Annotated in this window: 22 protein-coding genes; 12 read left to right on the forward strand and 10 right to left on the reverse strand. The window is 68.7% G+C overall.

What is annotated here, in order from left to right; all coding sequences use genetic code 11:
- Positions 1-182: 182 nt before the first annotated feature.
- Positions 183-398, reverse strand: coding sequence for a CsbD family protein (locus ODE13_RS11890; protein WP_322479471.1), 216 nt, complete (start codon positions 396-398; stop codon positions 183-185).
- A 229-nt stretch (positions 399-627) separates the two neighbouring features.
- Positions 628-1,137: a GNAT family N-acetyltransferase gene (locus tag ODE13_RS11895; protein WP_322479472.1), complete on the reverse strand. Its 510-nt coding sequence runs from the start codon at positions 1,135-1,137 to the stop codon at positions 628-630.
- Positions 1,138-1,191: 54 nt separating this feature from the next.
- Here ODE13_RS11895 and ODE13_RS11900 point away from each other — a divergent pair, with 54 nt between their 5' ends.
- Positions 1,192-1,485, forward strand: coding sequence for an antibiotic biosynthesis monooxygenase (locus ODE13_RS11900; RefSeq protein WP_322479473.1), 294 nt, complete (start codon positions 1,192-1,194; stop codon positions 1,483-1,485).
- Positions 1,482-2,171 (forward strand): DJ-1/PfpI family protein, encoded by a 690-nt coding sequence (locus ODE13_RS11905; protein ID WP_322479474.1) that lies wholly within the window; start codon positions 1,482-1,484, stop codon positions 2,169-2,171. The genes ODE13_RS11900 and ODE13_RS11905 overlap by 4 nt, the downstream gene beginning before the upstream one ends.
- A 4-nt stretch (positions 2,172-2,175) precedes the next feature.
- Here ODE13_RS11905 and ODE13_RS11910 read toward each other — a convergent pair whose 3' ends face one another.
- Positions 2,176-3,498 carry a uracil-xanthine permease family protein gene (locus tag ODE13_RS11910; RefSeq protein WP_322479475.1) on the reverse strand — a complete coding sequence of 441 codons (1,323 nt, stop codon included), beginning with the start codon at positions 3,496-3,498 and terminating at the stop codon, positions 2,176-2,178.
- Positions 3,499-3,542: 44 nt separating this feature from the next.
- Here ODE13_RS11910 and ODE13_RS11915 point away from each other — a divergent pair, with 44 nt between their 5' ends.
- The 4 genes from ODE13_RS11915 (at position 3,543) to ODE13_RS11930 (ending at position 6,935) form a co-directional block, all read left to right on the forward strand.
- Positions 3,543-4,286 carry a copper homeostasis protein CutC gene (locus tag ODE13_RS11915; protein WP_322479476.1) on the forward strand — a complete coding sequence of 248 codons (744 nt, stop codon included), beginning with the start codon at positions 3,543-3,545 and terminating at the stop codon, positions 4,284-4,286.
- Positions 4,287-4,546: 260 nt separating this feature from the next.
- Positions 4,547-5,083 (forward strand): diaminobutyrate acetyltransferase, encoded by a 537-nt coding sequence (gene ectA, locus ODE13_RS11920; protein WP_322479477.1) that lies wholly within the window; start codon positions 4,547-4,549, stop codon positions 5,081-5,083.
- Positions 5,084-5,154: 71 nt separating this feature from the next.
- Positions 5,155-6,441 (forward strand): diaminobutyrate--2-oxoglutarate transaminase, encoded by a 1,287-nt coding sequence (ectB, locus tag ODE13_RS11925; RefSeq protein ID WP_322479478.1) that lies wholly within the window; start codon positions 5,155-5,157, stop codon positions 6,439-6,441.
- Positions 6,442-6,542: 101 nt separating this feature from the next.
- Positions 6,543-6,935 carry an ectoine synthase gene (locus ODE13_RS11930; RefSeq protein WP_179541506.1) on the forward strand — a complete coding sequence of 131 codons (393 nt, stop codon included), beginning with the start codon at positions 6,543-6,545 and terminating at the stop codon, positions 6,933-6,935.
- Between the two features lie 63 nt (positions 6,936-6,998).
- Here ODE13_RS11930 and ODE13_RS11935 read toward each other — a convergent pair whose 3' ends face one another.
- Together ODE13_RS11935 and ODE13_RS11940 are read right to left on the reverse strand one after the other, a co-directional pair.
- Positions 6,999-7,940 (reverse strand): ROK family protein, encoded by a 942-nt coding sequence (locus ODE13_RS11935; RefSeq protein ID WP_322479479.1) that lies wholly within the window; start codon positions 7,938-7,940, stop codon positions 6,999-7,001.
- Positions 7,937-9,094 carry an ROK family transcriptional regulator gene (locus ODE13_RS11940; protein ID WP_322479480.1) on the reverse strand — a complete coding sequence of 386 codons (1,158 nt, stop codon included), beginning with the start codon at positions 9,092-9,094 and terminating at the stop codon, positions 7,937-7,939. The genes ODE13_RS11935 and ODE13_RS11940 overlap by 4 nt, the downstream gene beginning before the upstream one ends.
- Positions 9,095-9,323: 229 nt before the next feature.
- Between ODE13_RS11940 and ODE13_RS11945 the strand changes: the two genes are divergently transcribed.
- The 6 genes from ODE13_RS11945 to ODE13_RS11970 all read left to right on the forward strand — a co-directional run bounded on the left by ODE13_RS11945 (position 9,324) and on the right by ODE13_RS11970 (position 16,103).
- The gene (locus tag ODE13_RS11945) at positions 9,324-10,598 is read left to right on the forward strand and encodes an extracellular solute-binding protein (RefSeq protein WP_179541504.1); all 1,275 of its coding nucleotides are present in this window, start codon (positions 9,324-9,326) and stop codon (positions 10,596-10,598) included.
- On the forward strand, positions 10,598-11,584 hold the full coding sequence (locus ODE13_RS11950) for a sugar ABC transporter permease (RefSeq protein WP_322479481.1): 987 nt from the start codon (positions 10,598-10,600) through the stop codon (positions 11,582-11,584). The genes ODE13_RS11945 and ODE13_RS11950 overlap by 1 nt, the downstream gene beginning before the upstream one ends.
- A complete protein-coding gene (locus ODE13_RS11955) occupies positions 11,581-12,438 on the forward strand; it encodes a carbohydrate ABC transporter permease (RefSeq protein ID WP_179541502.1) in 858 nt (285 codons plus the stop codon). Before ODE13_RS11950 ends, ODE13_RS11955 begins: the two co-directional genes overlap by 4 nt.
- A gap of 71 nt (positions 12,439-12,509) precedes the next feature.
- Entirely contained in the window at positions 12,510-14,324 is a 1,815-nt protein-coding gene (locus ODE13_RS11960) for a family 20 glycosylhydrolase (protein ID WP_322479482.1), read from the forward strand.
- 263 nt (positions 14,325-14,587) lie between these two features.
- Positions 14,588-15,733 (forward strand): ABC transporter ATP-binding protein, encoded by a 1,146-nt coding sequence (locus tag ODE13_RS11965; protein ID WP_179541500.1) that lies wholly within the window; start codon positions 14,588-14,590, stop codon positions 15,731-15,733.
- 199 nt (positions 15,734-15,932) lie between these two features.
- A complete protein-coding gene (locus ODE13_RS11970) occupies positions 15,933-16,103 on the forward strand; it encodes a hypothetical protein (protein WP_179541499.1) in 171 nt (56 codons plus the stop codon).
- Positions 16,104-16,369: 266 nt separating this feature from the next.
- Here the strand turns inward: ODE13_RS11970 and ODE13_RS11975 are convergent, their stop codons facing one another.
- From ODE13_RS11975 to ODE13_RS11995, 5 genes are read right to left on the reverse strand one after another with little or no spacing between them, the layout of a single operon-like run.
- Positions 16,370-17,878: a mannitol dehydrogenase family protein gene (locus ODE13_RS11975; RefSeq protein WP_322479483.1), complete on the reverse strand. Its 1,509-nt coding sequence runs from the start codon at positions 17,876-17,878 to the stop codon at positions 16,370-16,372.
- A 43-nt stretch (positions 17,879-17,921) separates the two neighbouring features.
- Positions 17,922-19,715, reverse strand: a complete 1,794-nt coding sequence (gene cydC, locus ODE13_RS11980; RefSeq protein WP_322479484.1) for a thiol reductant ABC exporter subunit CydC — start codon at positions 19,713-19,715, stop codon at positions 17,922-17,924.
- Positions 19,712-21,409: a thiol reductant ABC exporter subunit CydD gene (cydD, locus tag ODE13_RS11985; protein ID WP_322479485.1), complete on the reverse strand. Its 1,698-nt coding sequence runs from the start codon at positions 21,407-21,409 to the stop codon at positions 19,712-19,714. Before cydD ends, cydC begins: the two co-directional genes overlap by 4 nt.
- 45 nt (positions 21,410-21,454) lie before the next feature.
- Positions 21,455-22,498, reverse strand: coding sequence for a cytochrome d ubiquinol oxidase subunit II (gene cydB / locus ODE13_RS11990; protein ID WP_322479486.1), 1,044 nt, complete (start codon positions 22,496-22,498; stop codon positions 21,455-21,457).
- A gap of 13 nt (positions 22,499-22,511) precedes the next feature.
- A complete protein-coding gene (locus tag ODE13_RS11995; protein WP_322479487.1) occupies positions 22,512-23,924 on the reverse strand; it encodes a cytochrome ubiquinol oxidase subunit I in 1,413 nt (470 codons plus the stop codon).
- Between the last annotated feature and the right edge of the window lie 94 nt (positions 23,925-24,018).

Here is a 24,018-nt window from a genome sequence, read left to right on the forward strand (position 1 = left end):
GGAATCCTGAGGCACAGGAATTTCGTGCTCAACAATAGCAGGGAATCACGACGTTGTGAACACCCTGGGGAAGATTTTCTTCTCGAACCACGATGCATTCCCTCTGGACACGACGACGCCGGGACCGCATCGCGATCCCGGCGTCGAACGGACCTCAGGGGCTCAGCCCCCGAGGAGAGGTCTCACTTCTTGAAGTTGTCAGTGACGCCTTTGGCCGCTTCCTTGGCGTCGGCGGCAGTGTCCTTGACGTTCTCGACGGTCTCCTTGACCTTGCCCTGGAGGCCCTGGGCCTTGCCCTCGGCCTCCGTGCGCTTGTCGTCGGTCGCCTTGCCGGCCGTCTCCTTGGCCTGCCCGGACACTTGATCCTTCGCGGCGTCGAACTTGTCTCCGAGTCCCATGATGACTCCTCTCCGTCGATGTCTTCGGACACCACCTAGGTTACCGAGGAGAAGCTTCACCGTCACCAGCTCCCGGCGAACTCCCAGGAAACCAGCGGCCACCGCACTCAGGCCACCGTCGACCACCATGGCCATAGTGGAAGCCCGAGGAGCCTGAGGAGACCCGCCACCAGTCACCGACTGGGACGCCGCCACGCCCGTGCCGGAACGGCGGCCCTGAGCCGACGGTTCACGTCGGGCGTCCCATCGCCACCCGGGCCCACCGATGCAGACCGTGGGAGACCTCTTCCTGGACCCGCGTGGCGAGTTCGGGACCCCATCGGTCCTGCGGCAGCACCTCGAACCCGAGCCGGGCGTAGTACGGCGCGTTCCACGGCAGCTCGGAGAACGTGGTGAGCGTCAGAATCGCCAGCCCCTGCCCCGCCGCCCAGTTTGCGGCGGCGTCGAGAAGGTCGGCTCCGATGCGCCGCCCGGCGAAGGCCGGGTCCACGGAGACCTGTTCGACATGCCCGGCCTCATCGAGGCGCTCGGCCAGCAGGTAGCCGACCACTGTCCCACCCTGCCGGTGGATCCATGCCGCATCGTCGTCGACGAAGGTGCGGAACTGCTCCAAGGAGACCGCCTCGTCAGCGGCGATCTCCTGCATCGGGGTGCCCAGGAACATCTCCCCGGCCCGCCGCTCCACGCGCACGACGGCGGGGTGGTCCATCAGGGTCGCCGGCCGGGTGCCGTCACGCATCTCTCCTCCTCAGCGGCTCTTCCGAGGAGCCTCGCGGTATGTCATGCTCACTTCATGATCACAGAGCAGGCGATCCTTCCGGTGCTCCCCGGCCGGGAGGCGGACTTCGAGGACGCCTTCCGTCAGGCGCGGCCGCTCATCAGCGGCATGGCCGGCTTCCTGGGCCTAGAACTGCTCCGCTCGCAGGAGACCCCGCACGAGTATCTGCTGCTGGTGCGCTGGGAGACTGTAAGACACCATACGGAAGGTTTCCGCGGGTCGCCGGAGTATGCCCGGTGGAAGGCACTGCTGCACGACTTCTATGACCCGTTCCCCCGTGTCGAGCACTTCGTCGAGGTGACATCATGAGTGATCCGTTCCGCATCGTCGCACTGCTGTTCCCCCATGTGACCCAGCTGGACTTCACCGGTCCGGCCCAGGTGTTCTCCAAGATGCCTGGAGCCGAGCTGCATGTGGCCTGGCACCGCGAGGAGCCGGTACCCACCGATGCGGGCTTCAGCATCCTGCCGACCACCACCCTGGACACCGCCCCACAGGCCGACGTGCTGTTCGTCCCCGGGGGCCGCGGCGCCTTCGAGCTGCTGGAGGATGAGGCCGTGCTGGACTTCCTGCGTCGCCAGGCGGCGGAGGCCAGGTGGATCACCAGCGTGTGCACAGGCTCATTCCTGCTGGGCGCCGCCGGGCTGCTGCGCGGACGGCGGGCCACCAGCCACTGGGGCTCCCTGCATCTGCTGGAGCGCCTCGGTGCGACGCCGGTCGCCGAACGGGTGGTGCGCGACGACCATGTGATCACCGCGGCCGGCGTCTCCGCCGGCATCGACTTCGCGCTGCGGCTCACCGCCGAGATCTACGGCGACGACGTGGCCAAGCGTCTCCAGCTGCAGCTGGAATATGACCCGGAGCCGCCCTTCGACGCCGGGGCGCCCTCCCGTCCGGACGCCGATCACGAGCTGGCGAACGCACAGATCGCCTCGATGACTGAGCTGCGCGGGGACGTGGTGGACCGTGCCGCGGCCCGCCTCGACGCGGACTGAGGGGTCAGTTCAGCGCCTTCTCCTCCGCACCCTCTGCTTCCCGCTGCGCTCCGGGATCGGTGCCGCGCAGCTTCGCGATCGTGCTCATCCCGTGATGGATGGCCAGAGCGGCGAAGCTGCCCAGGGCGATGCCTTCGAAGACGATGTCTCCGAAGACCATGGTGAAGTTCGCGACGGCGATGATCAACGGCACGCCGGCCACCGCGAGGTTGATGGGATTGGCGAAGTCGACCCGGTTCTGCACCCAGATGCGCACGCCCAGGATGCCGATCATGCCGTAGAGCACCGTGCCGGCGCCGCCGAGCACCCCGGCGGGGACCGTGGCGATGAGCGCGCCGACCTTGGGCAGCAGGCCGAGCGCGATGGCGAAGAGGCCGGCCACCCAGTATGCGGCCGTGGAATAGACGCGCGAGGAGGCCATGACGCCGATGTTCTCCGCATAGGTGGTGGTCCCGGAGCCGCCGCCTGAGCCGGCGAACATGGTGGCCACGCCGTCGGCCATCAGCGCTCGACCGGTGACCGGGTCCAGGTCCCGGCGGGTCATCAGCGCCACGGACTTCACATGGCCGACGTTCTCGGCGACAAGCACCAGCACCACCGGCAGGAACAGGCCGATCACTCCGATGTGGAACGTGGGGGCGGTGAAGTCAGGGAGCCCGAACCAGGAGGCCTCGCCCACGCCGGAGAAGTCCACCTCTCCGCGCAACCAGGCCACCAGATAGCCGACGACGACGCCGACCAGGATGGACAGCCGGCCGAGCAGCCCGCGGAAGAGCACCCCGGCGAGCAGCATCGACACGATGGTCACGGTGGCCGTGACAGGTTCGACGTTGACGTTGTCCCAGGCCGCCGGAGCGAGGTTGAGACCGATGAGCGCCACGATCGCACCGGTGACCACCGGAGGCATGAGCACCTGGATCCATCGGGTGCCGGCCAGGTGGACGAGGAGACCCACCAGGAACAGCCCGGCGCCGGTCATCACGATGCCGCCCAGCGCCCCGGACATCCCGTACTGCCCCATGGAGGCTCCCACCGGGGCGAGGAACGCGAACGAGGAGCCCAGGTAGGAGGGGACGCGTCCGGCGGTGATGATCAGGAACAGGATGGTGCCCAGACCGGAGAAGAGCAGAGTGGTGGCCGGAGGGAAGCCGGTGATCAGCGGCACCAGGAAGGTCGCGCCGAACATGGCCACCACGTGCTGCATGCCGATGCCGGTGGTGCGGCCCCAGCTGAGCCGCTCGTCAGGGGCGACGACGTCACCGGGACGGATGGTGCGGCCGTCGCCGTACAGGGTCCACCCGAGGCCTGGGATGAGAGTCTTGGTCACAGAAGAGAACCTTACCGGGGCTCACTGACGGTGGAGGCACGACCATGAAGCTTGAGATCGCGGTGCAGGATGTGGAAGGGATCGCCGTGGCGCGCCAGCAGGGTGCGGACCGGGCAGAGCTCTGCCAGGCGCTGGGCACCGGTGGGCTGACCCCGACCACCGGCATGGTCGGCCGCGCAGCAGAGCTGGGGCTGCCCGCCCGGGTGCTCATCCGGCCGCGCGGCGGAGGCTACCTCTACACCGGGGCCGAGGTGGCGGCCATAGACCATGATGTCCGTGCGCTGCTCGACGCCGGCGCATCCGGGGTCATCATCGGCGCCCTGGACGATCGCGGGCTGGACCACCGGACCCTGGACAGGCTCGTCCGGGCGGCCCAGGGCATGCCGGTGGTCGTGCATCGCTGCGTGGACGTGGTGCTCGCCGCCGGCCTCGCCGAGGCGGACTCCCTGGTGGCGCAGCTCGTGGAGCTCGGGGTCGACGGGCTGCTGACCTCCGGCGGGGCGCCCACCGCACCCGAAGGCGCGGAGACCATCGCTGAACTGGTCGGGGCCTCGGCCGGACGACTCGAGGTGATCGCAGGAGGCGGGGTGCGAGCGCAGCACGTGACGAGCCTGGCCGAGGCCGGTGCCGACGTCGTGCATCTGTCCGCCGGTGCGCCCACGTCCCACGGCTCTGCCGGGCCCGGCGGCGGGGAGGGAAGCTACATGACCACGAGTCCCGAGCTTGTGGCGGCGGCACGTGCGGCCGTCGACGCCCAGCCGGGGCGCTCGGCACGACCACGGCCCTGACCCCTGAGAAGCGGAGATCCACGCTCTCTTCATGACGTGGATCACATGCACTGCTGATCCCTATCCTGAACAATGATCACAGCACGATCACAGTATTTGATTTGATCTGCCATTCTCCGCCCGTGTCGGCGGATCCCTCTCAGGGCAAGGATGCCGCCCTTGCTAAAAAGGCTCAGAGAATGGATCGACGGGGTCGATTTCACCCCGATTTCACACCGGGGAGGCTTGATCCCTCCGTGTGGCTCACTACTGTGGAACAGATGCCACATTCCGCAGACACCCCTGCCCAGACCGGGGAACGTGTCGAGATCCGCGCTCTCGAGGTCGCCGACGGCGCCGCCCTGTGGCGGCTGGCCGCCGGCACCGGAGTACTGGATGTCAACACCCCGTACGCCTACCTGCTGTGGGCCCGCGACTTCGCCGACACCTCAGTGATCGCGCTCGTCGACGGCCGACCGGCAGGCTTCATCTCCGGCTACCGACGGCCGGACGACCCGCAGACGCTGTTCATCTGGCAGGTCGCGGTGGACTCCGCCTTCCGCGGACGCCGCCTGGCCTCCCGGATGCTCACCGACGTCGTCGCCCGCTCCGGAGCCTCCCGTCTCGAGACCACGATCACCGCGGACAATGCGGCCTCGATCGCGCTGTTCACCGGCCTGGCCCGTGACCAGGACGCGGAGATCACCCGCTCCGACTTCTTCACCGAAGACCTGTTCCCGACGTCCTCGGAGAGCGGCGAGGCGCACGCCGCGGAGGACCTGTACACGGTCGCTCCGCTGAACGCCCAGCAGGCCTGAGGGCCTGACCCTGACGTCCACCTGACCCCCAGCGGCGGAGAGCCCGCCGCATCACCGAGGAGACCCGCCACATGGCCACCGACATCTTCGAAACCCGTGAATCCCAGGTCCGCAGCTACTGCAAGAACTGGCCCGCCGTCTTCGAGAAGGCATCTGGCGCCTACCAGTACTCAGAGGACGGCTCCCGCTACCTCGACTTCTTCTCCGGAGCCGGCGCGCTGAACTACGGCCACAACCATCCGGAGCTGCGCGACCTCGTGGTCGACTACGTCGCCAACGACGGTGTCACCCACTCCCTGGACATGAAGACCCCGGCCAAGCGCCGCTTCCTGGAGACCTTCGAGCGGATCATCCTCGAGCCCCGGAACCTGGACTACAAGGTCATGTTCCCGGGCCCGACAGGCACCAACACGGTGGAGGCCGCGCTGAAGCTGGCACGCAAGGTGACCGGCCGCCAGCACATCCTGTCCTTCACCAACGCCTTCCACGGGATGACGCTGGGTGCGCTCTCGGTGACGGGCAACTCGATGAAGCGCCGCGGTGCAGGCATCCCGCTGACGAACTCCTCGAAGATCCCCTACGACGACTACTTCGACGGCGACATCCCGGACTTCATCTGGCTGGAGAAAGTCCTCGAGGACTCCGGCTCCGGCGTGGACAAGCCCGCCGCGGTCATCGTGGAGACGGTCCAGGGCGAGGGCGGCCTCAACACCGCCCGCATGGAGTGGCTCAAGGGTCTCTATGACCTGCTGCGCCGCCACAACATCCTGCTCATCGTGGACGACGTCCAGGCCGGCTGCGGCCGCACCGGCACCTTCTTCTCCTTCGAGAAGGCCGGAATCCACCCGGACATCGTCTGCGTCTCGAAGTCGATCTCCGGCTACGGGCTGCCGATGGCGCTGACCCTGTTCCGCCCCGAGCTCGACGTCTGGGAGGGCGGCGAGCACAACGGCACCTTCCGCGGCAACAACCTCGCCTTCGTGACCGGCGCCCGAGCCCTCGAGCTGTTCTGGGCCGACGACTCCTTCGAGAAGGAGCTGGCGGTCAGGATCGACGAGCTCACGGAGGGGCTGGAACAGATCGCCGAGCATGTCAGGGGCGCGACCCTGCGCGGGCGCGGCTTCCTCAGCGGCATCTGCTTCCCGGACCCGGACACCGCCGGCAAGGTGGCCGCCGAGTCCTATAAGCGGAACCTGCTGGTGGAGACCTCCGGTCCCGAGGACGAGGTCGTGAAGATCATGCCGCCGCTGACCATCGACTCCGAGGACCTGCAGAAGGGGATCAAGATCCTCGAGGACGCCGTGCTGGCGGCCACCGGCCAGATGGGCGAGCCGTCGCGGCTGCGCGCTCCGCACTGAGCCGATCCCCACTGGGCCGATCCCCACAGGCGGCTCCGCCGCGCTAGAATCCGGGCGAGCACCCGGTTCCCCAGATCCTCCCCGCAGACAGGAGACCCTGCATGTACACCCTGCACATCGACGACCTCAACGGCACCGAGCGCGACATCACGCACGGCAACTGGCGCTCACGCCGCATGGTCCTCGGCCGCGAGAAGGTCGGCTTCTCCTTTCATGAGACCACCATCTACGCCGGCACCACCAGCGAGTTCTGGTACGCCAACCACATCGAGGCCGTCTACTGCGTGGGCGGCAAGGGCACGCTGACCAATCTGGAGACCGGCGAGAAGCATGACGTCACCGACGGCTTCCTCTACCTGCTCGACGGCCACGAGAAGCATCGCGTGGAGGTCGAGGAGGAGCTGCGCATGATCTGCGTCTTCAACCCGCCGGTGACCGGCAAGGAGGTGCACGACGAGAACGGCGTGTACCCGCTGGTCGTCGAAGAGGCCTGAGCTCCGCCTCTCGTCATCTCACGACGGCGTCCGCCCCGGTGCTCACCGGGTCGGGCGCCGTCGTCATGTCCGGGGTCTGCCGACCAGGGCCGCGCCCCACGACGCCGCCTGGGATCCCGGCGGCAGCATCTCCACGCGCTCGTCGAGACGCAGCGACCTGAGGAAAGGTGAGCTGTCCGCCTCACGCGTGAGCTCCCCGGTGACCCGATCCAGCAGACGGGGCCCCATCCCTGCGACCCCGCCGCCGAGCACCACGACGGGCACATCCAGAGAGAGCACCATGAGTCGGACGGCGGCGGCGACGGCCCAGGCGAGCTCATCGCGCAGCCGCCGGGCGTGGGGGTCACCCGCCTCGGCCGCGTCGAACACCTCGTGGACCGCGCCGGAACCTGCGCCCCGCCACCGGCGGGCCACCGCTCCTCCGCCGGCGAAGGCCTCGATGCACCCCCGCTGCCCACAGGCACATCGCGGCCCCCCGGGGTCGATGGACGCGTGCCCGATCTCTCCGGCGGCCCCGCTCGCACCCCGCCAGATCTCGCCGCGCAGCACCGCCGCGGCCGCCACACCCGTCCCCAGGTTCAGGTAGCCGAGCGTCTCAGACCCGGATCCTCGCAGGGCATAGGCGCCGAGAGCAGCGGCCTTCACGTCGTTCTCGATGCTCACCGGAACGCCGAGCTCCGCCTCCAGCACGCCGCGGAGGTTCAGATCCGACAGGCCCAGGTTCAACGCGTGGCGCACGGTCGATCCCGAGGGGTCCACCTGCCCTGGGATGCCGATCCCGATCGAGAGGAAACCCCGGGCGTCGGTGTGGCTCCGCAGGGCGGACAGCGCCGCGCGCACAGTCTCCAGGACTCCCTCGACGCCCGGCTCCGTGCTGATCCGGACCTGGGCGATGACCCGCTGACGTTCATCCAGGACCACGGCATCAGTGTTGGTGCCTCCGATGTCCAGCCCGACCCGCAGCGTCGACGGCGGCGCGTCCTCCGCGGCCTGCACCAGGTTCATGAGATGCCGAGCTCCGACTCGAGGACCATCACCAGGCCACCACGGAGCACGATGTCATCGCTGTGTTCGGGAAGGCGGATCCGCACCTGGGTGTGGAAACGGCCCAGGATGTGGCTGCGCAGCGCCTCCTGGGCCGCGTCGAGGAACCGTCCCCCGAGGAGATCCGCCGGTCCGGCCAGCACGACGTCAGAGAGGTTGAGGGCACCGACGATGGGGGCGAGCATGATGCCCAGGCGGGTGCCTGCCCCGCTGAGGACGTCCTCCGCACTCCCCCCGTCACGGTCGGCTTCGTGCAGAAGTCTGGTCAGGCTCGGCACGGAGATCCATGCCTCCAGGCATCCACGCTTCCCACAGGCGCAGGGAGGCCCGCCGCCCTCTCCGACCGGAACATGCCCGATCTCGCCCGCCGCGTTGTACCGCCCGACGACGAGCTCTCCACGGACCATCAGCGCACCGCCGACCCCTCGTCCGACTCGCACCAGGAAGAGATCCGGGTCGGCGTCTCCGAGAGTGTACTCCGCCAACGCCGCGGCATTGGCGTCGTTGCGGACCACCACGGGATCCTCCAGGTCTCGCTGCAGGAGGTCCCGCAGCGGAACCCCCTCCCACCCGATATTGGGCGCCGCCAGCACGACCCCCTCGTCAGAGATCACGCCCGGAGAGCCCACCCCGACGCCGAGGACCCGACGGTCGGCCCGCCCTCGCAGGCGTCTCGCAAGCGCGAGCACGGCCTCCTGAGCCTGTCGGCTGCTCTCGCCGCTGCGGCGTGGCTCCTCCTCACGAGCCAGCACCTTGCCCGTGAGATCCATGAGGGCGCCCCGGTACGCGTCGACTCCCGAGAGGTCGAGGGAGATGACCTGGAGGCCTTCCCGATCCAGGTCCACCAGCACCCCGGGCTTGCCGGGCCCGGAGGGCGCACGCAGGCCCCTCTCCACGACCGTCCCGCGATCGACGAGCTCCCCCACGAGTGCTGACGTGGTCACCCGGGTCAGTCCAGTCGCCCGCGCGAGGTCGGCCCGACTCATCGCCCCGGCATGGAAGAGCTCCCGCTGGACGAGCGCCAGATTGTGGATGCGGGCGTGTCCGGGAAGCACGGGACGTGCGTCCCGGACACCGCGGGACAGGGCGCCGTGTGAGGAGGCCAGAGAACTCATGTTTGTAAGTATGACTTACAAAGAGGGGATTCGCCTAGCCCTTCACAGCAGTCCACACTCCCGTCAACCCTGCTTCTGATGGCCAGTCGCGATGTGTCGGTCCTCACCTGAATTTCCGATGAGCCCTTCCATTTTGTTAGTAAAGGACCCATACTTTTTCTACGACGGCACCGACGAGTGGCTGGTTCGCTCTGCGGCGTCCTTCTCTCCGCACCACGAAAGGAACCCCATGCGACGGCTCCCGCACCTGGCAGTTGCCTCCACCCTGACCATCGCCCTGGCCGCCTGCGGCGCCGGCGGCGGGGAGGAGGAGGCCGACGCGACCGGCTCCGCCGACCTCACCCTCTGGCTCATGGAGGACTCCGTCCCCGACGCCGCCCAGGAGTGGCTGGTCGAGGAGTTCGAGTCCACCCACGAAGGCTCCACCCTCACCGTCCAGATGCAGCCATGGGCGGGAATCGTCGAACTGCTGCAGACCTCTCTGCCTGACTCCTCGCAGACTCCCGACCTCGTGGAGATCGGCAACACCCAGGCCTCCACCTTCACCTCTGTGGGCGCCTTCTCCCCGGTCGACGAGATCCTCGAGGACCTCGGAGGGGACTCGCTGATCGAGTCAGGGCTGGAGGCCGGCACCTGGGAGGGAACCACATACGCACCGCCTCTCTACGCCGGATCCCGCATCATCTTCTACCGCCAGGATCTTCTCGACGCGGCAGGGATCGAGGTGCCCACCACGCTCGACGAGCTCAATGAGGCGGCAGTCGAGCTCAACGAGGCCAACCCCGAGGACACCGACGACTTCTCCGGCATCTATCTGGCCTCCTCCGACCCGAAGACCTTGGAGGGCTGGCTGTTCACCTATGGCGGCGACTACGCGACCCAGCAGTCGGACGGCACATGGGAGGGCGCGCTCTCGACTCCGGAGTCCCTGGAGGGGCTCCGAGCAGCCCAGGAGCTCATGGAGGACGGCTCAGAATACGTCTCCGACCCCAACGAGGCGGTGCCGGTGGCCTACGAGCTCTTCAACTCCGGCAGGATCGGCTTCTACTCGGGGCTCGCCCTGAAGGAGTACGACATCGACGATGAGCTCTGGGAGAGCGGCCAGGCTCAGGTGATGGCCCTGCCGGGCCCCGATCCGGAGACCCCCGGGACCACCTTCGCAGGCGGGTCCAACGTGGCGATCTCCGCGGCCTCCGAGAACCAGGAGCTCTCAGAGGAGGTCCTCAAGCTCATCTACTCCCCGGACTTCCAGACCCTGCTCGCGGAGGAGGCCGGCTGGGTGCCCGGCAACCTCGACTACGCCGACGCCCTCTCCGGTCACAGCGCCGACCCCTTCCAGGACGCGGTGGCGCACTCCCAGCTCACTCCCAACACTCCGTCCTGGGGCGTGGCGGACAGCGCCCAGCTTCCGCTGGAGATCTGGACCCGCATCGCCGACGGCGAGGACGTCGAAGATGTCGCCGCCGACGTCGACGCCCAGCTCGAAGAGATCCTGAACGACTGATGACCGCACTCGCACCGCCACGAACCACCCGGGACGGCGCCTCGGCGCCGTCCCGGGCCAGACCCCCTGGCCGAGCTGCCGCCACCCGCCGACGGCGCCAGAGCCTCACCCCGTACCTGCTGCTCCTGTTGCCCGCCGGGCTGGTGGTCCTCGCCCTGGGCTATCCGATGGGCCGTCAGCTGGTGATGTCCTTCCAGGAGTTCGGCATCGCGCAGCAGTTCGGCCAGCCGCCGGAATGGGTGGGTCTGAGCAACTACACCACCATCGTCACCGACACGTACTTCTGGACGGTCACTCTCCGGACGCTGGCCTTCACCGCGGTGGCGGCCGGAGCGACGATGGTGGTCGGCGTCGGCCTCGCCGTGCTGATGCAGCGTGTGGCGGCCGGCCTGCGCATCGCGCTGCAGCTGGCGCTGCTCTTCGCCTGGGCGACACCGGTGATCGCCGCCGTCGCGATCTGGAAGCTCATGGCCGACCATCGACACGGTGTCGTGAACACGCTCCTGACCGGCGTCGGCCTCAGTGGATTCGACGGCTTCCACTGGCTCCAGGCGGGGACGATCCCGTTCCTCCTCGTCGCGGCGACCGTGGTGATCTGGGCCAGCACCCCGCTGGTCTCCCTGGCCACCTTCGCCGCCCTCAGCCAGGTCGACGAGGCGACGGTCGAGGCCGCTCAGATCGACGGCGCCAGCACGCCGCGCATCCTCTGGCACATCGTGCTGCCCATCATCCGCCCCGTGCTGGTGCTCCTGGCCATCCTGCAGGTGATCTGGGACCTCCGCGTCTTCGCACAGATCTATTCGCTGCAGCAGAGCGCCGGCAACACCAGCGACACGAACCTCTTGGGGACCTACATCTATCAGACCGGCATCGCCGGCGGAGACTACGGCATGGCCTCAGCCCTGGCCATGATCATGCTGCTGATCCTCGTGCTGCTCACCTGGCGGTACGTCAGGATCCTCAGCCGACAAGGAGACCTGACATGAGCCCGACGACGACACCGATGCGTCCTCGTCGCGCCGGCGGCCGCCTCGCGCTGAACATCGTGGCGGGCGCGCTCGCCCTGGTGTGGATCTTCCCCATCTACTGGATGGTGAACGTCTCACTGCAGCCGAACGCCCAGATGAGGCTCGACGGGCCGACATGGCTCCCCTTCTCCTTCACCCCTGACGCGTATCTGGGAGTCCTGCAGGACAGCAGCTTCTGGACCGCTCTGCAGATGAGCCTTCAGGTGAGCCTCCTCGCGGTCGCGGTGGCACTGTGCTCAGCGACGCTGGCCGCCGTCGCCCTGAGCCGTTTCCGCTTTCGCAGCCGGACCGCCATCGTGGTGACCGTGCTGATCGTGCAGATGATCCCGGCCGAGGCGCTGTTCATCTCCCAGTTCAGGATGTTGTCCAACTGGGGCCTGGTCAACACCGCCCTGGGACTCTCACTCCTCTATGTGGGCACGGTCATGCCGTTCATCGTCTGGATGCTGAAGGGATTCGTGGACGGCGTGCCCGTGGACCTGGAGGAGGCTGCCATGATCGACGGCTGCACGAAGGTGGGGGCCTTCTTCCGGGTGACCTTCCCCCTGCTGGGGCCGGGCCTGGTCGCCACGGGGGTCTTCGGCTTCCTGGTCTCCTGGAACGAGTTCACGCTGGCCCTGGTGATCCTCTCCTCCGGGGGGAGAGTGACGCTGCCTGTCTGGCTCCAGGGCTTCCAGGAAGGGATGACCGGCACCGACTGGGCCGGGGTCATGGCAGGCTCCGCGCTCATCGCGGTCCCGGTGCTGATCCTGTTCTGCCTCGTCCAGCGACGCATGGCCTCAGGCATGGTCGCCGGTGCCGTCAAGGGCTGAGCCCCACCCCCGAACGCACGTCTCCACACCACAGCTGCCCCTGCAGCGACCGACAAGCGAGGAACTGACAGATGTCTCTGAAGCTCTACCCCATGCCGCGCCGCATCGACGTCCAGGACGGGCCCGCCCCGCGTCCGCAGGCCGAGGTCGTCGTCGCTCATGACCCGGACCTTCCGCCCCAGGGATACCGGCTGGACTACGGTCCGACCATCCGGCTGACCTACGCCGACGAAGCCGGACTGCGCTACGCGCAGCAGACCCTCGACCAGCTGCGCGGCACTCCGATGACCGAGCAGCAGGCGGTGCACATCGAGGACTGGCCCGATTTCGCCCGGCGTGGCTTCATGCTGGACATCAGCCGGGACCGTGTCCCCGCCCGAGCGGGCCTTCGCCGGCTGGTGGAGGTGCTCGCCCAGGCACGGTACAACCACCTCGAGCTCTACACCGAGCACAGCTTCGCCTACCCGGGGCACGAAGAGGTCTGGCAGGACGCCTCCCCGCTCACCGGGAAGGACCTGCGCTGGCTGGACGATCTCTGTGCTGCCCGCGGGATCGAACTGGTGCCGAACCAGAACACCTTCGGCCACTGGGAACGATGGCTCGCCCATGACAGCTACCGGTTCCGAGCGGAGAACCCGGAGCCCCAGGAGTTCGCCGGCACCCTGCGGCCGCCCTCCACGCTGGCGCCCACCGAGGAGAACGCCCGGTTCATCACCGGCCTGCTGGAGGACCTGGTGCCCCACTTCCGCTCTGACCGCCTCAACATCGGCGCCGATGAGACCTGGGAGCTCGGCACCGGAGAGAGTCGGGCACGTGCCGAGCAGGAAGGCCTGGGCACGGTGTTCCTGGACTATGTCGAACGCGTCGCGCGGCCCTGGACCTCGCGAGGGCACCGCGTGGAGTTCTGGTCCGACATCTTGGGAAGCCACCCGGAGCTCATGGCTAGGCTTCCGGAGGGGACGGTGCCGGTGGTCTGGCTCTATGACTCCCCCGAGCACATCGCGACCGTCATCGACCGGATGAGCGAGAAGGAGCTGGCCTTCTCCCAAGCCCACGGGGTGGATCCTGAGGAGCTGCGCAGCTTCGCGACGCGGGCTCAGGCGCTCATCGACGCGGACGTCCCCTTCTGGGTGGCTCCCGGGACGGGGACCTGGCTGTCCTTCGTCGGGCGGCTGGACAACGCTCTGGGCAACATCACCGACGCCGCCCTGACCGGGGCCGAACACGGCTCCGAGGGGTTCCTCCTCACCAGCTGGGGAGACTGCGGTCACTACGATCCGCTGGTGATCTCCTATGCGCCCATCCTCTTCGGCGGAGCGGCCAGCTGGTCTCTTGAGAGCAACCGCGAGCTCACCCATCACCTCGACGGGCTGCTCGATCGCCTCGTCTTCATGGATGAGGCCTGCGTGCTCGGCTCGGCGCTCGTCCAGATCGGACGAGTCGCAGACGCCCTCGATGCCAAGACGGCGAACTCGAGTCCGCTGTTCCGCGCCGTGCAGCAGCCAGGCACCCTGGAGCCGCACCATGTGCCCTCGGAGGACAGACTGGAAGCGGCCCGCAGGACTCTCGACACTGCTCTCGAGGCGCTGCAGGATGCCCGACCGGCCGCCCCGGAGGGCCCTGTCGCCGTCGCCGAGACGGCTCAGGCCATCCGGTGGGCGAGATTCGGCGTGGACCTGCTGCGCTCGGGGTTGGTCCCCGGCGCCGAGCAGAACCACGGCTCGTCGCGCGCCGCACGCCGCCTGCTCAGCCGCTTCGACCAGCTGGTCGCCGAGCAGCGACGGACGTGGCTGCTGTCGTCCCGCCCGGGCGGCCTGGACACCAGCATCGACCGATTCCAGCCCTTACGGCGCTTCCTGGTGGCCGCCTCCAGCGAGAGGTCCTGATCCGGGTCCACGCTCATCAACGCGTGCTGATCGTCCATCGCCGTCACCTGCCCCGAAGCGCTCCGGTGACGATGCCCACAGAGCAGTGGACAAGACCCACATACTATGATGTGATTCACATGGTTGTGTTGCAGATCACGCGACACGGCCTACAACTGAGCAGATTCGGAGAGCGCTGTCCGTCGTGGACGGCACTCACCGCACAAGCTCCCATTCACCACGGATCGTCGGGCACGTACCTGCCCGTGAAAGGGAAATACACCATGGCCTCTGTGACCTATGACGCCGCGAGCCGGATCTACACCCCCGGTGCCCGCCCCGCCATCAATCAGCTCCAGCTGGAGATCGCCGATGGCGAGTTCCTGGTCCTCGTCGGACCCTCTGGCTGCGGAAAGTCCACCGCACTGCGCATGCTCGCCGGCCTCGAAGAGGTCAACGAGGGCCGCATCCTCATCGGGGGCGAGGACGTCTCCCACGTCTCGCCCAAGGACCGCGACATCGCGATGGTCTTCCAGAACTACGCGCTGTACCCGCACATGTCGGTCTCGGAGAACATGGGCTTCGCCCTGAAGATCGCCGGAGTCCCGAAGGACGAGCGAGCCAGGCGCGTCAGGGACGCCGCCAAGCTCCTCGACCTCGAGCCCTACCTCGACCGCAAGCCGAAGGCCCTCTCCGGTGGTCAGCGTCAGCGTGTGGCCATGGGCCGTGCGATCGTCCGCTCCCCCAAGGTCTTCCTCATGGACGAGCCGCTGTCCAACCTCGACGCCAAGCTGCGCGTGCAGACTCGCACCCAGATCGCCGCACTGACCCGCAAGCTCGCGGTCACCACCGTCTACGTCACGCACGACCAGGTCGAGGCGATGACCATGGGCGACCGCGTCTGCGTGCTCAAGGACGGCGTGCTGCAGCAGGTCGACTCCCCCCGCAACCTCTATGACACCCCGGCCAACGTCTTCGTGGCCGGCTTCATCGGCTCCCCGGCCATGAACCTCTTCCAGGTCCAGCACGACGGCGACAGCCTCATCCTCGGCGGTGAGCGGTACCCCATCTCCGACGGCTCCCTGAAGAAGGCCAACGGCAACACGGTCACCCTGGGCGTCCGCCCCGAAGACATCCACATCGACGAGGTCCACGGCATCGAGATGATCGTGGACCTCACCGAGGAGCTCGGCGCCGACGCACACATCTTCGGCTCGCCGGAGGGCCTGGAGTCCTTCCAGCCGCTGGTGGTCCGCGTCGACGGCCGCCGCCCCCCGCTGAAGGGCGACCGTGTGAAGGTCGTCCCGCAGATGGACCACATCCACCTGTTCGACTCAGAGACCGGCCTGCGCCTCAACGGCGACATCCCGGACCACACTCCGCACGCCCAGCTCGCCGACGTCGAGGCCCTGCAGGACGAGGAGGAGTGAACGAGCGAAGCGAGTTCACTCCGACGAGCAAGTGAGCGTCAGGGACCCCATGCGGCGGCCACGCCGCTTGGGGCCAGGCGCGAACGGGAGTGAACGAGCGGCACTCCCACCTGAGCTGACCAACCGCTGAGGGCGGGTCCCGGAGATCATCCGGGGCCCGCCCTCAGCGTCGTTCGGGCTCATCGCCTAGGCTGACCTCATGAAACAGCTGCTGTCTGTCATCCTGACCATCATCCTGGTCATCGTGGCGATCCGCGTGGTCCTCTGGATCCTCGGCGCCGCGATGAGCCTGGTCGCCAACCTGATCTTCATCGCGCTGATCGCCGCCGCGGTCATCTGGCTGATCCAGGCGGTGAGGTCGAATCGCTGAGCGGCCCGCTCAGGACGAGCAGGCCTGAGGACCTCGTACACTGATCACCCAAGAGTGATTCAGGCCACATTCACACGGGGTCCAGGGGCTGCATCCAGCGAACACCCAGGCCCACCCTCTGTGCTGGAAGATCTGGCGGGTACACGCCAGCTGCCGTCGAGACACCAGAGAGGGTGACATCTATGCGCGGCATCTACATCCCCATCGGTCTGGGCACACTGATCCTGATCGTGGTCGTGATCATCCTGCTGACATGACGTGAACCCTCAACCCACCGACCTCTCCAGCAGAGCCCTGGCCCCCTGCTCCCGGAGGGTGGTCAGGGCTTCTGCGTAGGGGCGGGTGAAGGCCTGGTGCTCCACCAGGTCCCCGAAGAGCTCCTCATCGCGCAGAAAGACCAGGATGTCGTCGTCATGCTGAGCGGCGGCGGCCATCACCCGCTCCCGCAGGCGGTCCACCACCGGCCATTCCTCACCGTTCTCCCCGACGCCTTCGGCGTAGCGCGCCCAGGACGCGACGACGGCGGCGCAGGCGCTGACTTCCCGCCCGGCGGCCAGATTCTCGCGGATCACCGGCACCATCCAGGTGGGGATGCGGTCCGAGGACTCGGCGGCCAGCCGGGCCAGAGTGTCGCGGACGTGCTCATTGCCGAAGCGAGCGATCAGCTGGTCCTTGTACGCCTCCAGGTCGATCCCCGGCACCTCGGGCACCGTGGGAGTTCCCTCGCGGTCCATGTAGAGCTCGCGCGTGAATCGGACCAGGACCTCATCCTGACACGCCTCATGGGCATAGGTGTGGCCCAGCAGCAGGCCGAAGTAGGCGATCACCTGGTGACTGCAGTTGAGCAGCCGCAGCTTCATCAGCTCATAGGGTTCCACGTCGTGGACCATCTGCACCCCGACCTCCTCGAAGGCGGGGCGTCCGGCGGGGAAGCGGTCTTCGAGCACCCACTGCAGGAAATCCTCGCTGACCACCGGCCAGGCGTCGTCGACGCCGCATTCCTGCGCGACCATCGCACGATCCGCCTCGGTGGTGACCGGCGTGATGCGGTCCACCATGCAGTTCGGGAAGGCGACGTCCTGCCGGATCCAGGCCGCCAGCTCGGCGTCGCGGTGCTGGGCGAAGGCCAGGATCATGCGCTGCGCCAGGTCGCCGTTGCCGCGGATGTTGTCACAGCTGAGCACCGTGAACGGCTCCGTCCCCGCGGCCCGCCGGCGGCGCAGCGCCTCCACGATGAAGCCGAAGAACGTCTCCGGGTGCTCGCCCTCGCCCCGGGCGAGATCCCGAGCCGCCGCTGGGGTCTCCGTCAGGAACTCGCCGGTGGTGGGGCTGTAGTTGTAGCCCCCCTCGGTCACGGTCAGCGAGACGATCTTCACGCCCTCGTCCGTCATCCGCGCCAGAACGGCCTCAGGATCTTCGGGCGCATAGAGATACTCGGCGATCGAGCCGATCACCCGGGCGTCACGGGTGCCGTCCGGGCCGGTGGAGACCAGCGTGTAGAGGCCGTCCTGAGGCACCAGCGCATCCCGCATGCGCACATCCCCGGGCAGCAGGCCCACTCCGCAGACCGCCCAGTCTGCGCGCCCCGCGCCGGAGAAGAGACGATCCAGGTATAGGGCCTGGTGTGCCCGGTGGAATCCGCCCACGCCGAAATGGACGATGCCCACGCGCCGGCCCTCCAACGGGTAGTCAGGGGTGCGGAGGGCGACACCGGAGGGGGTGTCAGGGCCCAGCTCGGTGACGGTGCGTGCGGAGAGCGGAGTGGCGGCGGTCATGACGATCCTTCCACGACGGGTGGTCGATGTGATCGCCACCATATCAAATGAGTGTCCCTCGGCGCTCATCTGAGCATGGGGAGGTCGCCACTGTCAGTCCCAGGTGATGATCCACCAGATGATCCGGCACGGGCAGGTGGGACATCAGGATCACGCTGCGACCGCGGCCGCCATCTCGCTCCGGCGTGCGCGAGGCAGCCCCGAGCAGATCCCGGATCAGCTGATCGCCCAGCTCCGGGTCCACATGCGCGGTGGGCTCGTCCAGCACCAGTACGTCGGCCCGGGAGAGGAGCCCGCGAGCGACAGCGATGCGCTGCGCCTGCCCTCCGGAGACCAGGGCGCCCTCGCGGCCCACCCTCGTATCCAGACCGTCCCGGGATCGCGCCCACTCCCCCAGCCCGACAGCCTCCAGAACCTCCCAGAGCTCCTCATCAGCACACCTCTCAGGCCCTTCGGGGTGGGCGAAGCTCAGATTCGCGCGCAACGTGGAGTCGAACAGATGCGCCCGCTGCTCGATCAGGCACACGCGCCGCCGCACCGCAGCCGCGGACATCTCGCGGATCTCGACGCCGTCCAGCCGGCACGAGCCCTCATGCTCCAGCAGACGCACGAGCGCCTGGGCCAGCGCCGTCTTCCCCGCCCCGCTGGGACCGGTGACCAGCGCCCGCTCCCCCGGGCCGAGACGCAGATCCACCGGCGCCGCCGTCGCGACGCTCTGGCCCGGCCAGCGCACTGTCATCTGATCGAGCTCCAGCAGCACACCGCCGTCCGGATCCTCCGCCGAAGTGTGGGCGTCGTCGGCAGCTGAGTCCTCGCCGTCGTCGGCCGGGATCTCCTCCGGTAGGGGCCGTTCGGTCAGCTCTGCGATCCGCTCCGCGGAGGCAAGCACCCGGCGTCGGGCGGACCAGGCCGCGGGCACGGCGGCGGCGATCTCGAAGACCGCCAGCGGCACCAGGGCCAGCACCGCCAGCACCGGACCGTCCACCACCCCCGGGCTGAGCAGGAACTCCGGACCCAGCGGCGCGCTGGGCCGCAGAGCCGGGATGCCGAGCAGCAGCATCGCCAGCACGGCCGCCCCGGTGAGCCCGGTCAGCACCGCCGAGACCACCCCGGCCCCGACCGCGCTGCGCAGCTCCGCAGCCCGCAGCCGCGCATCGGCCCGCTCCACCCGGCGGACCTGCTCCCCCGCCGCGCCATAGGCCAGCAGAACGTCCACGTCGACCACCAGATCCGTGACCTCGTCGGCGAGCGCCCCACGCAACATGGCGGTCCGGCGCTCGGCGGACCCGCTGATCCTCGCGTTCAGCCAGGTCCCGGCCAGCAGAGCCAGCCACAGCAGCGCGGCGAGCGCAACCGCCGCCGGCGGGGAGAACCAGGCCAGCCCGGCCAGGGTGCTCACCACGACGACGCCGGAGCTCACCAGGGGCTGGATCACCCGTGTAGGCAGGTCGAGCAGCTGCTCCACATCCCGGACCAGCCGGGAGAGCAGGTCACCCCGCCCGCGGTCTGCCAGTCCTGCCGGGGCCAGCGGCATGAGCCGCTCGACCAGCCCCACGCGCAGGGTGCTCAGCGTACGGAACGCGGCGTCGTGGGAGCTCAGCCTCTCCAGGTAGCGGAAGAACCCCCGGGAGAGCGCGAAGGCCCGCACCCCGACCACCAGCAGGCCCAGGTACAGGATGGGCGGCTGCTCCGCGGCACGCGTGATCAGGTACGCCGAGAGCCCCAGCAGCAGGACAGCGCTCAGCCCGGAAAGCACCCCGAAAGCCAGCGCCGGGAGCATGGTACGGACTCCGGGGCGGGCCAGGCGGAGCAGGTCACGAGCGGGTGCAGAGCTCATCGGACTCCCTCCAGCTGATGGACGACGTCGGCGGACTCCAGCACCCCAGGCCGGTGGCTGATCACCAGGACCGTCCGGCCGGAATCGGCCTCGGCCCGCAGGAGCCCGATCAGCGCCTGCTCGGAGCGGTCATCCAACGCGGCAGAGGGCTCGTCGAGCAGCAGAACGGGAGCATTCCGGGCCCGAGCCCGATGCACGGCCCGGGCGACGGCGATCCGATGGGCCTGCCCACCCGAGAGCCCGGCACCGCGGACGCCCAGAGGGTGATCGAGCGGCAGTTCCGGCAGGTCCAGAGCGTCGAGGATGCTGCGCGCCTCACCGGAGTGCAGCTGCGGCTCGCCGAGCGCGATGTTCTCCCCCACCGTGCCGGAGCGCAGCCCATGGCGCTGCCCGGCCCAGGCGACGTCGTCACGGGTGATCGGCCTCGAGCCCCCCTCGCCGCTCAGCGTGAGCTCCCCCGTGTGCGCGACCAGCCCGACGACGGCGGCGGCCAGCGTGGACTTCCCCGATCCGGAGGGGCCGGCGAGCGCGGTGATCCGCCCCGGGGAAGCGGTGAGGTCGACGTCGTCGACGATGGCGGACCCGCTCCGGGCGACACCGACCCCACGCAGCTGCAGCTCGGAGCGCCGCCGCCGCGTGGCCTCCCCCGGTCCCGTCGGCACTGTCCGCGGCTCGCTCTCCAGCAGCGCGAACACCTCCTCGGACGCCGCGATCCCATCCGCCGCGGCATGATACTGGGCGCCCACCTGCCTCAGCGGAGCGTAGGCCTCCGGAACGATGAGGAGCACGAACAGCCCCACGAAGAGCCCCAGCTCGCCGTCGATCAGCCGGACCCCCACCGAGACCGCCACCAGCGCCACCGAGAGGCTGGCGGCCAGCTCCAGGACGAATCCGGAGAGGAAGCTGACCCGCAGAACCTTCATGGTGGCGGACCGGTGCTGCTCGGTGAGCCGGTGCAGGTTCTGCCGCTGCCGGTGCTGCCGGTTGAAGATCTTCAACGTGGAGAGGCCCTCCACCAGGTCCAGATAGGCGGTGCCCAACCGGTCCAGACGCCGGCGCTGCCGCAGCTGGGCGGACTGGGTGGACCAACCCACCAGCACCATGAACACCGGCACCAGCGGCATGGTGAGCGCCACGATCAGCGCCGTGGTCAGATCCTGGGTGGCGAGCACGCCCAGCAGGAACGGCACCGCCAGGGCGGTGAGCACCAGCTGCGGCAGATACCGGGAGAAATAGGCGTCCAGGACGTCCAGGCCGGAACCGAGGACGCTGACCGCATGGGCAGGGCCGGCGCCGCCGTCGTCGTCATCGTGGAGACCGCGGTGCACCAGCGCCTCGGCGGCCTGGCGCCGCAGCTGGGACTTCACCCGCGCCGCCGCCCGCGCCGCGACCCACTCCATCACCCAGGAGACCGCCGCACGGGCCGCCGCCACCGCCGCCAGTCCGCCCAGCAGCGGAGCGACCAGACCCAGCAGCTCCACCCCGGAGGCCGGCTCCTGGACGACCAGCTCCTCGGTCACCCAGTCCCCCGGAAGCACCCCGACGGCGGCGATCACCGTCGCCAGCACCCCGGCCAGCAGGGCGCTGAACGCCAGCACCAGCAGCACCTGCACGAGCCCCAGCGCCACGGACAGGGCGAGGAACCCGCGGGCGGCGTGGGCGTGACGGAGCAGGCGGGGGTCGAGGGGCTTCATGGCTGTCCTGTCCTCACGGGCGGGCTGTCCTCGTCACCGGCAGACTCAGTGCGCCGCGGTGGGGATGTGATCGCGGGTGAGGCGACGGCGGAAGACCCAGTAGGTCCAGATCTGATAGCCGATCACCAGCGGGGTGACCACCAGCGCCACCCAGAGCATCACCGTCAGGGTGTAGTCGGTGGAGCTCGCGTTCGCGATGGTCAGCCCACCCACCCCCGTCGTGGAAGGCAGCACATGCGGGAACAGGGAGAGGAACAGAGTCACCACGGCCAGCCCGATGGTCGCCGCCATCGCACCGAAGGCCAGACCCTCCCGCCCCAGCGCGTTGGCGAACAGCGCCGCCACCAGGGCCAGCGCGGCCCCGACGGCCGCGGCCAGCGCGGGACCAGGCTGCCCGGAGAAGGACTCCAGACGCAGAGTCCAGACCAGGAAGATGACGGCGATCAGCGCCGTCGGCAGCCCGGCGAGTCCGGCGAGCCGGCGGGCCCGCCCGCGGATCTCGCCGTCGGTCTTCAGCGCGATGAACACCGCCCCATGGACCAGACACAGCAGGGTCAGGGTGAGACCGCCCAGCAGGGCGTAGGGGTTGAACACGTCCCCCAGGCTCGCCACGACGTTGTGCCCCTCATCCATAGGCAGGCCGCGGACCACGTTGGCGAAGATCAGGCCCCACAGGAAGGCTGGGAGCAGCGAGCCGATGATGATCATCCGGTCGAAGGTCCGGGTCCACTGCGGATGTTTGCGCTGATGCCGGTACTCGAAGCTCACCCCGCGGGCGATCAGCGCCAGCAGGATCAGCAGCAGCGGGAGGTAGAACCCCGAGAACAGCGAGGCGTACCACTCCGGGAAGGCCGCGAAGAGCACCGCCCCGGCCACGATCACCCAGGTCTCGTTGAGGTCCCAGACCGGGCCGATGGTGTTGATCATGACCCGCCGGTCCGTGTCATCGCGGCCCAGCAGCGGCAGCGACATGCCCACCCCGAAGTCGAAGCCGTCGAGCACGAAGTAGCCGACGAAGAAGAACGCGACCAGCACGAACCAGATCGTCGGGAGGTCGACCTGTGAGAGGTCCAGCAGTGCGAAGTCCATGGATGGCTCCTGATCAGTACACGACAGCGAGGTCGTCGGAGTCGGCGTCGACATCCTCGTCCAGTTCAGGGGGCCCCTCCTGGGCGGCCTTGAGGATGAGCTTGAACTCGACGACGGCGAGGATCCCGTAGATGAGCGTGAAGGCGGCCAAGGAGATCGCCACGTCGAGGCCGGAGACGTTCGGGGAGACCGCGGCTTCTGTCTTCATCAGCCCGAAGACGATCCACGGCTGACGGCCCATCTCGGTGAAGATCCAGCCCACCAGGGAGGCGAGCAGCGGCAGCGGGGCGGCCCAGATGAAGATCCGCCACATCAGCTGCTCCTGGCGGGCCGGCAGCTGCCGCGCGTTCTTCCGGGTCAGCCACAGTCCCACCAGGGAGATCAGGGCGGAGACCGCCCCGAGGCCGATCATCCACCGGAAGGACCAGTAGGTGACCCAGATCAGCGGCGTGTAGTCCCCGGCTCCGAACTGGGTGACGTACTGGGCCTGCAGATCGTTGATGCCCTCCACCTCGCCGTCGAGCGTGTGGGTGGACAGCAGGGAGAGCAGATACGGGATCCGGATGGAGAACAGCTCGGAGGCGCCGTCGGGGGTGCCGAGGGTGAAGATCGAGAAGCTCGCCGCGTTCGTGGTCTCGTAGAGCCCTTCGGCGGCGGCCATCTTCATCGGCTGGGCGTCCACCATGGCCAGGGAGAGCTGGTCGCCGGAGACTCCCACCCCCAGGAAGGCCAGCACGTTGGCCCACAGGCCGGTCTTCAGCGCCGGGCGCATCGTCTCGGTGTGCTGGCCGCGGCGCAGGTGCCAGGCGGCGACGGCGATCATCACCGTGGCGGCGAACATGATCGCCGCGAAGATGGTGTGCGGGAACGCCGCGAGCACTACGGGGTTGGAGAGCACCTCCCACAGGCTGGTCAGCTCGGCGCGCCCGCGCTCGTGGTTGAAGCTGTAGCCGACGGGGTTCTGCATGAAGGCGTTGGCGGCCAGGATGAAGTACGCCGAGAGCGTGCTGGCGACGAACACGGTCCAGATGCACGCCAGGTGGGCCAGCCGCGGGATGCGGCCCCAGCCGAAGATCCACAGGCCGATGAAGGTGGCCTCGAAGAAGAACGCGGCCAGTCCCTCGATGGCCAGCGGGGCACCGAAGACGTCCCCGACGAAGCGGGAGTACTCGGACCAGTTCATCCCGAACTGGAACTCCTGGACGATGCCGGTGACCACGCCCATGGCGAAGTTGATCAGGAAGATCTTGCCGAACAGCTTGGTCAGCTTCAGGTACTTGACGTCGTCGGTGCGGTGCCAGGCGGTCTGCATGATGGCGGCCATCAGCGCCATCCCGATGGTCAGCGGGACGAAGAGGAAGTGGTAGAGCGTGGTCAGTCCGAACTGCCAGCGCGCCAGGGACAGAGGGTCGAAGAGTTCTTCCACGGGCTCACCTGAGTCTTCGCAGGGCCGCGTCACGGGGTCGTGGCGTGGAGGCGGCCGTCCTCGCGGCCTCGCCTCCCTCTGAATTCTACAGCTT

Origin of the sequence: Nesterenkonia sp. HG001 (assembly GCF_034438835.1) — a bacterium.
Taxonomy (GTDB): Bacteria; Actinomycetota; Actinomycetes; order Actinomycetales; family Micrococcaceae; genus Nesterenkonia; species Nesterenkonia xinjiangensis.

What these genes read in the sequence shown, in the direction of transcription:
- ODE13_RS11900 (WP_322479473.1), top strand. Translation starts at nt 1,192, where the DNA reads ATGATCACAGAGCAGGCGATCCTTCCGGTGCTCCCCGGCCGGGAGGCG.
- ODE13_RS11890 (WP_322479471.1), bottom strand. Translation starts at nt 398, where the DNA reads ATGGGACTCGGAGACAAGTTCGACGCCGCGAAGGATCAAGTGTCCGGG.
- ODE13_RS11945 (WP_179541504.1), top strand. Translation starts at nt 9,324, where the DNA reads ATGCGACGGCTCCCGCACCTGGCAGTTGCCTCCACCCTGACCATCGCC.
- cydB (WP_322479486.1), bottom strand. Translation starts at nt 22,498, where the DNA reads ATGGACTTCGCACTGCTGGACCTCTCACAGGTCGACCTCCCGACGATC.
- ODE13_RS11950 (WP_322479481.1), top strand. Translation starts at nt 10,598, where the DNA reads ATGACCGCACTCGCACCGCCACGAACCACCCGGGACGGCGCCTCGGCG.
- ODE13_RS11940 (WP_322479480.1), bottom strand. Translation starts at nt 9,094, where the DNA reads ATGAGTTCTCTGGCCTCCTCACACGGCGCCCTGTCCCGCGGTGTCCGG.
- ODE13_RS11975 (WP_322479483.1), bottom strand. Translation starts at nt 17,878, where the DNA reads ATGACCGCCGCCACTCCGCTCTCCGCACGCACCGTCACCGAGCTGGGC.
- ODE13_RS11905 (WP_322479474.1), top strand. Translation starts at nt 1,482, where the DNA reads ATGAGTGATCCGTTCCGCATCGTCGCACTGCTGTTCCCCCATGTGACC.
- ODE13_RS11895 (WP_322479472.1), bottom strand. Translation starts at nt 1,137, where the DNA reads ATGCGTGACGGCACCCGGCCGGCGACCCTGATGGACCACCCCGCCGTC.
- ODE13_RS11955 (WP_179541502.1), top strand. Translation starts at nt 11,581, where the DNA reads ATGAGCCCGACGACGACACCGATGCGTCCTCGTCGCGCCGGCGGCCGC.
- ODE13_RS11970 (WP_179541499.1), top strand. Translation starts at nt 15,933, where the DNA reads ATGAAACAGCTGCTGTCTGTCATCCTGACCATCATCCTGGTCATCGTG.
- cydD (WP_322479485.1), bottom strand. Translation starts at nt 21,409, where the DNA reads ATGAAGCCCCTCGACCCCCGCCTGCTCCGTCACGCCCACGCCGCCCGC.
- cydC (WP_322479484.1), bottom strand. Translation starts at nt 19,715, where the DNA reads ATGAGCTCTGCACCCGCTCGTGACCTGCTCCGCCTGGCCCGCCCCGGA.
- ODE13_RS11960 (WP_322479482.1), top strand. Translation starts at nt 12,510, where the DNA reads ATGTCTCTGAAGCTCTACCCCATGCCGCGCCGCATCGACGTCCAGGAC.
- ODE13_RS11915 (WP_322479476.1), top strand. Translation starts at nt 3,543, where the DNA reads ATGAAGCTTGAGATCGCGGTGCAGGATGTGGAAGGGATCGCCGTGGCG.
- ODE13_RS11930 (WP_179541506.1), top strand. Translation starts at nt 6,543, where the DNA reads ATGTACACCCTGCACATCGACGACCTCAACGGCACCGAGCGCGACATC.
- ODE13_RS11935 (WP_322479479.1), bottom strand. Translation starts at nt 7,940, where the DNA reads ATGAACCTGGTGCAGGCCGCGGAGGACGCGCCGCCGTCGACGCTGCGG.
- ectB (WP_322479478.1), top strand. Translation starts at nt 5,155, where the DNA reads ATGGCCACCGACATCTTCGAAACCCGTGAATCCCAGGTCCGCAGCTAC.
- ectA (WP_322479477.1), top strand. Translation starts at nt 4,547, where the DNA reads ATGCCACATTCCGCAGACACCCCTGCCCAGACCGGGGAACGTGTCGAG.
- ODE13_RS11965 (WP_179541500.1), top strand. Translation starts at nt 14,588, where the DNA reads ATGGCCTCTGTGACCTATGACGCCGCGAGCCGGATCTACACCCCCGGT.